At 62.8% G+C, this 15,302-nt stretch carries 1 protein-coding gene; it reads left to right on the top strand.

The genetic code is table 11. The annotated features are described in order from the left end of the window. Positions 1-249: 249 nt before the first annotated feature. Positions 250-15,267: an Ig-like domain-containing protein gene (locus tag CLU84_RS11025; protein WP_144445442.1), complete on the top strand. Its 15,018-nt coding sequence runs from the start codon at positions 250-252 to the stop codon at positions 15,265-15,267. Positions 15,268-15,302 lie beyond the last annotated feature (35 nt).

Below are 15,302 nucleotides of genomic sequence, written 5' to 3'. Positions count from 1 at the left end.
AGACGCTTTATTTATAAGCGCTCGCAGCTATTAATACAGTAGTTTTTGCTTCTGTAAAGCCAAGGGCCCGCATGTGCGGGCCCTTGGCTTTTGACGGACGTGATTGAAGCAGAAAAGTGAGAAACCGGGCTGTATTGGCTTTGACGCCAATAGCGGCTTTGTGAGCGTACTCTTACTATTCCATCAGAAATATTGGAGAGGTGTCGAAGCACACCTCCACGACCTAATTCATTGAAGAGGCAGATCATCATGGCAGCTCAAACCGTTCTCGTTACCAAGCTCACTGGCCAAGCATGGATGCGGGGTACAGATGGCAATCTGACCGTGATTCACGAAGGTATGCGCATCCCAGCAGATGCGCAAATCATCACAGCTAGTGGATCCTCGGTAGAGCTGCAGGCAGACGGCCAGCCACCCCTCATCATTGGTGAAAATCAGGATGTCGCATTAACAGGGGATTTGCTCAATCCACCCCAGCCTCAGGAAGCGGCCATCGCACAACCGGCAGCCATTGATATCAATCAAGTCCTTGCCGCCATCAATGCGGGTCAGGATCCGTTTGCCGACTTGGATCCTACTGCGGCCACTCTGAGCGGAGGTAGTGAAGGCGGCAGCACCTTTGTGCGCTTGAACAGCATTCTCGAACTCACTTCGCCGCTGGCGCTGGCGTACCCAAATCCTTCTTTAGTGTCGGTGTCTGAGAATCGGATTAGTGGTGTAGCCAGCGATGTGACCGTGGGTGCCAACGGCACCAGCGTCACCGGCCAGATCACAGGCAACGGAGCGGAAGACGGTGCAGCCATCAGCGGCAAGCTGACAGCGAGCGACCTGGACGGGCTGGACAGCACCACGCCTTACAGCGTCAGCGCAGCAGCGCAGCACGGCACGGCGAGCATCGACGCCAACGGCAACTGGAGCTACACGCCCAAGGCCGACTACAACGGAGCGGACAGCTTCACGGTGACGGTCAAGGACGCCCTGGGCAACACGACGACGCAAGTCATCCACCTCAACGTGGCGCCAGAAAAAGACGCCAGCGACGACAGCGGCAGCACCACCAGCGGACAGAGCGTCAAAATTGATGTGCTGGCCAACGACGCCTTTGAAGGCAACCACAAAGTGGTCACGCACGTCAACGGCACGGCTATCACGGCCGGCGGAGCAGCCGTGGCCGTGGATCACGGCACGGTGACGCTGGGCACGGATGGACAGCTGAGCTTCAAGGCGGATGCCGGCTACACCGGAGCGGCCGAGTTCACGTACACCGCTAAAACCGACGACGGCACGCCCGAGAGCGCCAAGGTCACGGTGACCGTGGGTGCCAACGGCACCAGCGTCACCGGCCAGATCACAGGCAACGGAGCGGAAGACGGTGCAGCCATCAGCGGCAAGCTGACAGCGAGCGACCTGGACGGGCTGGACAGCACCACGCCTTACAGCGTCAGCGCAGCAGCGCAGCACGGCACGGCGAGCATCGACGCCAACGGCAACTGGAGCTACACGCCCAAGGCCGACTACAACGGAGCGGACAGCTTCACGGTGACGGTCAAGGACGCCCTGGGCAACACGACGACGCAAGTCATCCACCTCAACGTGGCGCCAGAAAAAGACGCCAGCGACGACAGCGGCAGCACCACCAGCGGACAGAGCGTCAAAATTGATGTGCTGGCCAACGACGCCTTTGAAGGCAACCACAAGGTGGTCACGCACGTCAACGGCACGGCTATCACGGCCGGCGGAGCAGCCGTGGCCGTGGATCACGGCACGGTGACGCTGGGCACGGATGGACAGCTGAGCTTCAAGGCGGATGCCGGCTACACCGGAGCGGCCGAGTTCACGTACACCGCTAAAACCGACGACGGCACGCCCGAGAGCGCCAAGGTCACGGTGACCGTGGGTGCCAACGGCACCAGCGTCACCGGCCAGATCACAGGCAACGGAGCGGAAGACGGTGCAGCCATCAGCGGCAAGCTGACAGCGAGCGACCTGGACGGGCTGGACAGCACCACGCCTTACAGCGTCAGCGCAGCAGCGCAGCACGGCACGGCGAGCATCGACGCCAACGGCAACTGGAGCTACACGCCCAAGGCCGACTACAACGGAGCGGACAGCTTCACGGTGACGGTCAAGGACGCCCTGGGCAACACGACGACGCAAGTCATCCACCTCAACGTGGCGCCAGAAAAAGACGCCAGCGACGACAGCGGCAGCACCACCAGCGGACAGAGCGTCAAAATTGATGTGCTGGCCAACGACGCCTTTGAAGGCAACCACAAGGTGGTCACGCACGTCAACGGCACGGCTATCACGGCCGGCGGAGCAGCCGTGGCCGTGGATCACGGCACGGTGACGCTGGGCACGGATGGACAGCTGAGCTTCAAGGCGGATGCCGGCTACACCGGAGCGGCCGAGTTCACGTACACCGCTAAAACCGACGACGGCACGCCCGAGAGCGCCAAGGTCACGGTGACCGTGGGTGCCAACGGCACCAGCGTCACCGGCCAGATCACAGGCAACGGAGCGGAAGACGGTGCAGCCATCAGCGGCAAGCTGACAGCGAGCGACCTGGACGGGCTGGACAGCACCACGCCTTACAGCGTCAGCGCAGCAGCGCAGCACGGCACGGCGAGCATCGACGCCAACGGCAACTGGAGCTACACGCCCAAGGCCGACTACAACGGAGCGGACAGCTTCACGGTGACGGTCAAGGACGCCCTGGGCAACACGACGACGCAAGTCATCCACCTCAACGTGGCGCCAGAAAAAGACGCCAGCGACGACAGCGGCAGCACCACCAGCGGACAGAGCGTCAAAATTGATGTGCTGGCCAACGACGCCTTTGAAGGCAACCACAAGGTGGTCACGCACGTCAACGGCACGGCTATCACGGCCGGCGGAGCAGCCGTGGCCGTGGATCACGGCACGGTGACGCTGGGCACGGATGGACAGCTGAGCTTCAAGGCGGATGCCGGCTACACCGGAGCGGCCGAGTTCACGTACACCGCTAAAACCGACGACGGCACGCCCGAGAGCGCCAAGGTCACGGTGACCGTGGGTGCCAACGGCACCAGCGTCACCGGCCAGATCACAGGCAACGGAGCGGAAGACGGTGCAGCCATCAGCGGCAAGCTGACAGCGAGCGACCTGGACGGGCTGGACAGCACCACGCCTTACAGCGTCAGCGCAGCAGCGCAGCACGGCACGGCGAGCATCGACGCCAACGGCAACTGGAGCTACACGCCCAAGGCCGACTACAACGGAGCGGACAGCTTCACGGTGACGGTCAAGGACGCCCTGGGCAACACGACGACGCAAGTCATCCACCTCAACGTGGCGCCAGAAAAAGACGCCAGCGACGACAGCGGCAGCACCACCAGCGGACAGAGCGTCAAAATTGATGTGCTGGCCAACGACGCCTTTGAAGGCAACCACAAGGTGGTCACGCACGTCAACGGCACGGCTATCACGGCCGGCGGAGCAGCCGTGGCCGTGGATCACGGCACGGTGACGCTGGGCACGGATGGACAGCTGAGCTTCAAGGCGGATGCCGGCTACACCGGAGCGGCCGAGTTCACGTACACCGCTAAAACCGACGACGGCACGCCCGAGAGCGCCAAGGTCACGGTGACCGTGGGTGCCAACGGCACCAGCGTCACCGGCCAGATCACAGGCAACGGAGCGGAAGACGGTGCAGCCATCAGCGGCAAGCTGACAGCGAGCGACCTGGACGGGCTGGACAGCACCACGCCTTACAGCGTCAGCGCAGCAGCGCAGCACGGCACGGCGAGCATCGACGCCAACGGCAACTGGAGCTACACGCCCAAGGCCGACTACAACGGAGCGGACAGCTTCACGGTGACGGTCAAGGACGCCCTGGGCAACACGACGACGCAAGTCATCCACCTCAACGTGGCGCCAGAAAAAGACGCCAGCGACGACAGCGGCAGCACCACCAGCGGACAGAGCGTCAAAATTGATGTGCTGGCCAACGACGCCTTTGAAGGCAACCACAAGGTGGTCACGCACGTCAACGGCACGGCTATCACGGCCGGCGGAGCAGCCGTGGCCGTGGATCACGGCACGGTGACGCTGGGCACGGATGGACAGCTGAGCTTCAAGGCGGATGCCGGCTACACCGGAGCGGCCGAGTTCACGTACACCGCTAAAACCGACGACGGCACGCCCGAGAGCGCCAAGGTCACGGTGACCGTGGGTGCCAACGGCACCAGCGTCACCGGCCAGATCACAGGCAACGGAGCGGAAGACGGTGCAGCCATCAGCGGCAAGCTGACAGCGAGCGACCTGGACGGGCTGGACAGCACCACGCCTTACAGCGTCAGCGCAGCAGCGCAGCACGGCACGGCGAGCATCGACGCCAACGGCAACTGGAGCTACACGCCCAAGGCCGACTACAACGGAGCGGACAGCTTCACGGTGACGGTCAAGGACGCCCTGGGCAACACGACGACGCAAGTCATCCACCTCAACGTGGCGCCAGAAAAAGACGCCAGCGACGACAGCGGCAGCACCACCAGCGGACAGAGCGTCAAAATTGATGTGCTGGCCAACGACGCCTTTGAAGGCAACCACAAGGTGGTCACGCACGTCAACGGCACGGCTATCACGGCCGGCGGAGCAGCCGTGGCCGTGGATCACGGCACGGTGACGCTGGGCACGGATGGACAGCTGAGCTTCAAGGCGGATGCCGGCTACACCGGAGCGGCCGAGTTCACGTACACCGCTAAAACCGACGACGGCACGCCCGAGAGCGCCAAGGTCACGGTGACCGTGGGTGCCAACGGCACCAGCGTCACCGGCCAGATCACAGGCAACGGAGCGGAAGACGGTGCAGCCATCAGCGGCAAGCTGACAGCGAGCGACCTGGACGGGCTGGACAGCACCACGCCTTACAGCGTCAGCGCAGCAGCGCAGCACGGCACGGCGAGCATCGACGCCAACGGCAACTGGAGCTACACGCCCAAGGCCGACTACAACGGAGCGGACAGCTTCACGGTGACGGTCAAGGACGCCCTGGGCAACACGACGACGCAAGTCATCCACCTCAACGTGGCGCCAGAAAAAGACGCCAGCGACGACAGCGGCAGCACCACCAGCGGACAGAGCGTCAAAATTGATGTGCTGGCCAACGACGCCTTTGAAGGCAACCACAAAGTGGTCACGCACGTCAACGGCACGGCTATCACGGCCGGCGGAGCAGCCGTGGCCGTGGATCACGGCACGGTGACGCTGGGCACGGATGGACAGCTGAGCTTCAAGGCGGATGCCGGCTACACCGGAGCGGCCGAGTTCACGTACACCGCTAAAACCGACGACGGCACGCCCGAGAGCGCCAAGGTCACGGTGACCGTGGGTGCCAACGGCACCAGCGTCACCGGCCAGATCACAGGCAACGGAGCGGAAGACGGTGCAGCCATCAGCGGCAAGCTGACAGCGAGCGACCTGGACGGGCTGGACAGCACCACGCCTTACAGCGTCAGCGCAGCAGCGCAGCACGGCACGGCGAGCATCGACGCCAACGGCAACTGGAGCTACACGCCCAAGGCCGACTACAACGGAGCGGACAGCTTCACGGTGACGGTCAAGGACGCCCTGGGCAACACGACGACGCAAGTCATCCACCTCAACGTGGCGCCAGAAAAAGACGCCAGCGACGACAGCGGCAGCACCACCAGCGGACAGAGCGTCAAAATTGATGTGCTGGCCAACGACGCCTTTGAAGGCAACCACAAGGTGGTCACGCACGTCAACGGCACGGCTATCACGGCCGGCGGAGCAGCCGTGGCCGTGGATCACGGCACGGTGACGCTGGGCACGGATGGACAGCTGAGCTTCAAGGCGGATGCCGGCTACACCGGAGCGGCCGAGTTCACGTACACCGCTAAAACCGACGACGGCACGCCCGAGAGCGCCAAGGTCACGGTGACCGTGGGTGCCAACGGCACCAGCGTCACCGGCCAGATCACAGGCAACGGAGCGGAAGACGGTGCAGCCATCAGCGGCAAGCTGACAGCGAGCGACCTGGACGGGCTGGACAGCACCACGCCTTACAGCGTCAGCGCAGCAGCGCAGCACGGCACGGCGAGCATCGACGCCAACGGCAACTGGAGCTACACGCCCAAGGCCGACTACAACGGAGCGGACAGCTTCACGGTGACGGTCAAGGACGCCCTGGGCAACACGACGACGCAAGTCATCCACCTCAACGTGGCGCCAGAAAAAGACGCCAGCGACGACAGCGGCAGCACCACCAGCGGACAGAGCGTCAAAATTGATGTGCTGGCCAACGACGCCTTTGAAGGCAACCACAAGGTGGTCACGCACGTCAACGGCACGGCTATCACGGCCGGCGGAGCAGCCGTGGCCGTGGATCACGGCACGGTGACGCTGGGCACGGATGGACAGCTGAGCTTCAAGGCGGATGCCGGCTACACCGGAGCGGCCGAGTTCACGTACACCGCTAAAACCGACGACGGCACGCCCGAGAGCGCCAAGGTCACGGTGACCGTGGGTGCCAACGGCACCAGCGTCACCGGCCAGATCACAGGCAACGGAGCGGAAGACGGTGCAGCCATCAGCGGCAAGCTGACAGCGAGCGACCTGGACGGGCTGGACAGCACCACGCCTTACAGCGTCAGCGCAGCAGCGCAGCACGGCACGGCGAGCATCGACGCCAACGGCAACTGGAGCTACACGCCCAAGGCCGACTACAACGGAGCGGACAGCTTCACGGTGACGGTCAAGGACGCCCTGGGCAACACGACGACGCAAGTCATCCACCTCAACGTGGCGCCAGAAAAAGACGCCAGCGACGACAGCGGCAGCACCACCAGCGGACAGAGCGTCAAAATTGATGTGCTGGCCAACGACGCCTTTGAAGGCAACCACAAGGTGGTCACGCACGTCAACGGCACGGCTATCACGGCCGGCGGAGCAGCCGTGGCCGTGGATCACGGCACGGTGACGCTGGGCACGGATGGACAGCTGAGCTTCAAGGCGGATGCCGGCTACACCGGAGCGGCCGAGTTCACGTACACCGCTAAAACCGACGACGGCACGCCCGAGAGCGCCAAGGTCACGGTGACCGTGGGTGCCAACGGCACCAGCGTCACCGGCCAGATCACAGGCAACGGAGCGGAAGACGGTGCAGCCATCAGCGGCAAGCTGACAGCGAGCGACCTGGACGGGCTGGACAGCACCACGCCTTACAGCGTCAGCGCAGCAGCGCAGCACGGCACGGCGAGCATCGACGCCAACGGCAACTGGAGCTACACGCCCAAGGCCGACTACAACGGAGCGGACAGCTTCACGGTGACGGTCAAGGACGCCCTGGGCAACACGACGACGCAAGTCATCCACCTCAACGTGGCGCCAGAAAAAGACGCCAGCGACGACAGCGGCAGCACCACCAGCGGACAGAGCGTCAAAATTGATGTGCTGGCCAACGACGCCTTTGAAGGCAACCACAAGGTGGTCACGCACGTCAACGGCACGGCTATCACGGCCGGCGGAGCAGCCGTGGCCGTGGATCACGGCACGGTGACGCTGGGCACGGATGGACAGCTGAGCTTCAAGGCGGATGCCGGCTACACCGGAGCGGCCGAGTTCACGTACACCGCTAAAACCGACGACGGCACGCCCGAGAGCGCCAAGGTCACGGTGACCGTGGGTGCCAACGGCACCAGCGTCACCGGCCAGATCACAGGCAACGGAGCGGAAGACGGTGCAGCCATCAGCGGCAAGCTGACAGCGAGCGACCTGGACGGGCTGGACAGCACCACGCCTTACAGCGTCAGCGCAGCAGCGCAGCACGGCACGGCGAGCATCGACGCCAACGGCAACTGGAGCTACACGCCCAAGGCCGACTACAACGGAGCGGACAGCTTCACGGTGACGGTCAAGGACGCCCTGGGCAACACGACGACGCAAGTCATCCACCTCAACGTGGCGCCAGAAAAAGACGCCAGCGACGACAGCGGCAGCACCACCAGCGGACAGAGCGTCAAAATTGATGTGCTGGCCAACGACGCCTTTGAAGGCAACCACAAAGTGGTCACGCACGTCAACGGCACGGCTATCACGGCCGGCGGAGCAGCCGTGGCCGTGGATCACGGCACGGTGACGCTGGGCACGGATGGACAGCTGAGCTTCAAGGCGGATGCCGGCTACACCGGAGCGGCCGAGTTCACGTACACCGCTAAAACCGACGACGGCACGCCCGAGAGCGCCAAGGTCACGGTGACCGTGGGTGCCAACGGCACCAGCGTCACCGGCCAGATCACAGGCAACGGAGCGGAAGACGGTGCAGCCATCAGCGGCAAGCTGACAGCGAGCGACCTGGACGGGCTGGACAGCACCACGCCTTACAGCGTCAGCGCAGCAGCGCAGCACGGCACGGCGAGCATCGACGCCAACGGCAACTGGAGCTACACGCCCAAGGCCGACTACAACGGAGCGGACAGCTTCACGGTGACGGTCAAGGACGCCCTGGGCAACACGACGACGCAAGTCATCCACCTCAACGTGGCGCCAGAAAAAGACGCCAGCGACGACAGCGGCAGCACCACCAGCGGACAGAGCGTCAAAATTGATGTGCTGGCCAACGACGCCTTTGAAGGCAACCACAAGGTGGTCACGCACGTCAACGGCACGGCTATCACGGCCGGCGGAGCAGCCGTGGCCGTGGATCACGGCACGGTGACGCTGGGCACGGATGGACAGCTGAGCTTCAAGGCGGATGCCGGCTACACCGGAGCGGCCGAGTTCACGTACACCGCTAAAACCGACGACGGCACGCCCGAGAGCGCCAAGGTCACGGTGACCGTGGGTGCCAACGGCACCAGCGTCACCGGCCAGATCACAGGCAACGGAGCGGAAGACGGTGCAGCCATCAGCGGCAAGCTGACAGCGAGCGACCTGGACGGGCTGGACAGCACCACGCCTTACAGCGTCAGCGCAGCAGCGCAGCACGGCACGGCGAGCATCGACGCCAACGGCAACTGGAGCTACACGCCCAAGGCCGACTACAACGGAGCGGACAGCTTCACGGTGACGGTCAAGGACGCCCTGGGCAACACGACGACGCAAGTCATCCACCTCAACGTGGCGCCAGAAAAAGACGCCAGCGACGACAGCGGCAGCACCACCAGCGGACAGAGCGTCAAAATTGATGTGCTGGCCAACGACGCCTTTGAAGGCAACCACAAGGTGGTCACGCACGTCAACGGCACGGCTATCACGGCCGGCGGAGCAGCCGTGGCCGTGGATCACGGCACGGTGACGCTGGGCACGGATGGACAGCTGAGCTTCAAGGCGGATGCCGGCTACACCGGAGCGGCCGAGTTCACGTACACCGCTAAAACCGACGACGGCACGCCCGAGAGCGCCAAGGTCACGGTGACCGTGGGTGCCAACGGCACCAGCGTCACCGGCCAGATCACAGGCAACGGAGCGGAAGACGGTGCAGCCATCAGCGGCAAGCTGACAGCGAGCGACCTGGACGGGCTGGACAGCACCACGCCTTACAGCGTCAGCGCAGCAGCGCAGCACGGCACGGCGAGCATCGACGCCAACGGCAACTGGAGCTACACGCCCAAGGCCGACTACAACGGAGCGGACAGCTTCACGGTGACGGTCAAGGACGCCCTGGGCAACACGACGACGCAAGTCATCCACCTCAACGTGGCGCCAGAAAAAGACGCCAGCGACGACAGCGGCAGCACCACCAGCGGACAGAGCGTCAAAATTGATGTGCTGGCCAACGACGCCTTTGAAGGCAACCACAAGGTGGTCACGCACGTCAACGGCACGGCTATCACGGCCGGCGGAGCAGCCGTGGCCGTGGATCACGGCACGGTGACGCTGGGCACGGATGGACAGCTGAGCTTCAAGGCGGATGCCGGCTACACCGGAGCGGCCGAGTTCACGTACACCGCTAAAACCGACGACGGCACGCCCGAGAGCGCCAAGGTCACGGTGACCGTGGGTGCCAACGGCACCAGCGTCACCGGCCAGATCACAGGCAACGGAGCGGAAGACGGTGCAGCCATCAGCGGCAAGCTGACAGCGAGCGACCTGGACGGGCTGGACAGCACCACGCCTTACAGCGTCAGCGCAGCAGCGCAGCACGGCACGGCGAGCATCGACGCCAACGGCAACTGGAGCTACACGCCCAAGGCCGACTACAACGGAGCGGACAGCTTCACGGTGACGGTCAAGGACGCCCTGGGCAACACGACGACGCAAGTCATCCACCTCAACGTGGCGCCAGAAAAAGACGCCAGCGACGACAGCGGCAGCACCACCAGCGGACAGAGCGTCAAAATTGATGTGCTGGCCAACGACGCCTTTGAAGGCAACCACAAGGTGGTCACGCACGTCAACGGCACGGCTATCACGGCCGGCGGAGCAGCCGTGGCCGTGGATCACGGCACGGTGACGCTGGGCACGGATGGACAGCTGAGCTTCAAGGCGGATGCCGGCTACACCGGAGCGGCCGAGTTCACGTACACCGCTAAAACCGACGACGGCACGCCCGAGAGCGCCAAGGTCACGGTGACCGTGGGTGCCAACGGCACCAGCGTCACCGGCCAGATCACAGGCAACGGAGCGGAAGACGGTGCAGCCATCAGCGGCAAGCTGACAGCGAGCGACCTGGACGGGCTGGACAGCACCACGCCTTACAGCGTCAGCGCAGCAGCGCAGCACGGCACGGCGAGCATCGACGCCAACGGCAACTGGAGCTACACGCCCAAGGCCGACTACAACGGAGCGGACAGCTTCACGGTGACGGTCAAGGACGCCCTGGGCAACACGACGACGCAAGTCATCCACCTCAACGTGGCGCCAGAAAAAGACGCCAGCGACGACAGCGGCAGCACCACCAGCGGACAGAGCGTCAAAATTGATGTGCTGGCCAACGACGCCTTTGAAGGCAACCACAAAGTGGTCACGCACGTCAACGGCACGGCTATCACGGCCGGCGGAGCAGCCGTGGCCGTGGATCACGGCACGGTGACGCTGGGCACGGATGGACAGCTGAGCTTCAAGGCGGATGCCGGCTACACCGGAGCGGCCGAGTTCACGTACACCGCTAAAACCGACGACGGCACGCCCGAGAGCGCCAAGGTCACGGTGACCGTGGGTGCCAACGGCACCAGCGTCACCGGCCAGATCACAGGCAACGGAGCGGAAGACGGTGCAGCCATCAGCGGCAAGCTGACAGCGAGCGACCTGGACGGGCTGGACAGCACCACGCCTTACAGCGTCAGCGCAGCAGCGCAGCACGGCACGGCGAGCATCGACGCCAACGGCAACTGGAGCTACACGCCCAAGGCCGACTACAACGGAGCGGACAGCTTCACGGTGACGGTCAAGGACGCCCTGGGCAACACGACGACGCAAGTCATCCACCTCAACGTGGCGCCAGAAAAAGACGCCAGCGACGACAGCGGCAGCACCACCAGCGGACAGAGCGTCAAAATTGATGTGCTGGCCAACGACGCCTTTGAAGGCAACCACAAGGTGGTCACGCACGTCAACGGCACGGCTATCACGGCCGGCGGAGCAGCCGTGGCCGTGGATCACGGCACGGTGACGCTGGGCACGGATGGACAGCTGAGCTTCAAGGCGGATGCCGGCTACACCGGAGCGGCCGAGTTCACGTACACCGCTAAAACCGACGACGGCACGCCCGAGAGCGCCAAGGTCACGGTGACCGTGGGTGCCAACGGCACCAGCGTCACCGGCCAGATCACAGGCAACGGAGCGGAAGACGGTGCAGCCATCAGCGGCAAGCTGACAGCGAGCGACCTGGACGGGCTGGACAGCACCACGCCTTACAGCGTCAGCGCAGCAGCGCAGCACGGCACGGCGAGCATCGACGCCAACGGCAACTGGAGCTACACGCCCAAGGCCGACTACAACGGAGCGGACAGCTTCACGGTGACGGTCAAGGACGCCCTGGGCAACACGACGACGCAAGTCATCCACCTCAACGTGGCGCCAGAAAAAGACGCCAGCGACGACAGCGGCAGCACCACCAGCGGACAGAGCGTCAAAATTGATGTGCTGGCCAACGACGCCTTTGAAGGCAACCACAAGGTGGTCACGCACGTCAACGGCACGGCTATCACGGCCGGCGGAGCAGCCGTGGCCGTGGATCACGGCACGGTGACGCTGGGCACGGATGGACAGCTGAGCTTCAAGGCGGATGCCGGCTACACCGGAGCGGCCGAGTTCAACTACACCGTCAAAACCGACGACGGCACGCCCGAGACCGCCAAGGTCACGGTGACCGTCACTCCACCTCCAGTATTTGCGGTAATTAGTGTAGATAAGAGCCAGGTCACCGAAGGCGGCGAGCTTATTTACACAGTCAAGCTAGTGGACAAGGATGGCAACGACGTGAGCGTGCCTTTGGGCAAGAGCGTGAATGTAGTGCTGATGTGGAGTGGTGACGCTGCTAACAACAACGACACTACAGGTCGTCCGGCCTCAGTAACGATCAGCGGAGGTAGTCATCAAGCTACTTTTACGGTCAAAACGGTCGATGATGCAGTTGCCGAAAACGCAGAGCAACTGGTGGTCAAAATTAGTGGTGTTGTCGACACAAATGGTAGCTTTGGGCCTCTGAGTAAGGGGGCTCAAGACACCGCTACTAGCACGATCATTGATAACGATGCGATGCCAGATACCAAGACAACTCTTGAGGACACACCTGTGTCTGACAATGTGCTTGTCAATGACCCAGGCTATGGCACGAATGGCTCTTTGGCCGTAGCAAGCTTCAGCGTTAATGGCGTGTCTTATATAGCTGGGACAAGCGTCGTGTCGGTGACTGACTCGGCCGGAAAAGTGATTGGCTCTTTGTCGATGTCCGCCAATGGCAATTACAGCTTTTCCCCCAGTAAAGACTGGAGCGGAACTGTGCCGACCGTGACTTACACCACCAACACAGGACTCTCCAGCACGCTCGATATTAATGTGACGCCAGTGGCTGATACCCCTGTGGTCAGTGTGAATGTGGGTACAGGGTCTACGCCCGTTACCACATCGATCACTGCGACCAGCGTGAATACGTCCAATGCGGGCCACACCGTGACGGCGTACAACGTGAATGGAACCAAAGGGACTGTGAGCACGGTGACCGGTACGGATCACGATGGTTTCGGTGTCAGTGGTGCTGCGTCAGGAGATTCGACCGAAATTGGACGCAACTCTACAGGTTCTGAGTCTTTGGCCATTCAATTCAACATACCTGTGACGGCAATCACGGTGCAGTTTGCTTGGCTGGCTTCAGGGGAATGGGCTCGTTATCAGATGTATGACGAGGCGAAAAAGCCCGTTGTTCTGGGATACAACGCAGACGGCTCTGCGAATGCCGCAAGCGGTCTTTATGGATTCGTCAAGGGCGGCAGCGACAAGGTGGACACTCAGTTCAAACTGAGTGTTCCAGCGGGAAGCACGATCAGCCAGATCGTCTTTGACGCACCTCGTGTGGATGACGACTATCTGATTAACAAGGTGACTTACACGACGGCAACGACTTATCCCGTCACGATCACGGCCACGCCTCAGGATATGGATTATTCAGAGACGATTACCAAAGTGACTGTGGAAGTGCCAAAGGGCGTCACGCTGTCCGCTGGAGTCCAGATTGATGCGACTCACTGGTCCTTGCCATTGGCCAGCAACGGCAGTTATTCGGTGAACATTGATCCCGTCACCAAGGCTGTCACCATCACCGGTCTGAACATGACCGTCCCTGAAAATGTGAAAGTCAATGAGATCAAGGTCGTTGCAGTAGCTACCGACGGCAGCAGCACGGCAGACGGCAGCGCGAGCTTCACCAGCAAGCCGCATGCGGTCGACGATACGAACAGCGCAACGCTGACGTCTAAGAGCGTGGCGACTGATCCTACGCTGGCGAATTTCAATAGCGGTGATAGCTATGCGTGGAAGTTCGTGAGCGGCACGACGACGGTGGACAAGAACACAGCGGACCTGACGAGCAATAGCGTGCTTCGCTCCGACCTGGGGAAATGGCTGTCCACGTCCCTCAATGGCTCGGCGCTGGATGCTTCGGTCAGCGGGAGTGCCTTGGTGCTCAGGGACAACAATGGCTCGGGCTCGGGCAGTGCGCAACTGGCCACGCCGACCTATACCGTTTCTACTGCGGGAACCACGCTGCAATTCAAGGTGACAAGCGTCAGCGGTCTGACCAGTGGCTGGCAGGATTATGCGAGCTGGCAGCTCGTCAAGAGCACCAACGGCGGCACTACATGGTCGACGGTCGATGGGCAAAGTGGCTCCATCACGGCCGCCACCACCATCACCACATCGGCGCTCGACGCGAATGCGATGTACCGTATCGTGCTGACAGTGAATGAAGGCTATTCAGGCTCTGGCTCCAGCAATACTGCGACCGTGGCCTTCGATGACTTCGCGGCCATCGTGCCCGGCGCGACGACTATCGAATGGTCGAGCACGGCCGTCACCGGCTCGGTCACGTCTAACGACACGTTGGTCACGTTGGGGGAGACATCGACGCTGTCGGTGTTCAACGGTTCGACCTGGGTCAATGCGGCATCGGGTGGTACGACGATCACTGGCAGCTACGGCTCTCTGCTGATCAAGGCCGACGGTTCCTACACCTACACGCCGACCGCGAACGCGGCCGGAGCAGGAAAGGTAGAACACTTCGAGTACAAGCTGACCCAGGCCGATGGCGATACCGATACGGCAAGCCTGGACATCAGCATCGACGCGACCGGACCGGGCGCAACGACGCTGGCTGCTTCTCGCATGGCCTTGTCGAGTACCGATACTGGCAGCCATGAAGTGCACGGCACGTCGTCCGGCGACTCGCTGCTAGGCACGGCCGAAGACGATTTGTTCGTCTGGCATCAGGGCGATGCGGGTACGGTGGCGCGTCCGGTTACCGATGTGGTGAAGAACTTCGGCGCCTCGGGTAACGACGCGCTAGATCTGGCCGATCTGCTGCAAGGCGAAGAGGCTTCGAGTGATCTGAGCAAGTTCCTGCACCTCGAGACACGCACCGAAGCCGATGGTAAGACCATCGATACGGTGGTCAAGGTCTCGACGGCCGGGGCACTTGATGCGGACGGTAATGGCTTCAACCAGAAGATCTTGGTCGAGGGCGTGGATCTGGTGGGCACGAGCCATGACCAGAACGCGATGATCAAGCAGCTGATTGATCAAGGCAAGCTCAAGATCGATCACAGCTGATAAGCGAGCACGATTGAGGTCAGGCAGAATTCTTG

The organism is Comamonas sp. 26, from assembly GCF_002754475.1.
Classification (GTDB): Bacteria; Pseudomonadota; Gammaproteobacteria; order Burkholderiales; family Burkholderiaceae_C; genus Comamonas.
This window is presented reverse-complemented; position numbering and strand designations above follow the sequence as displayed.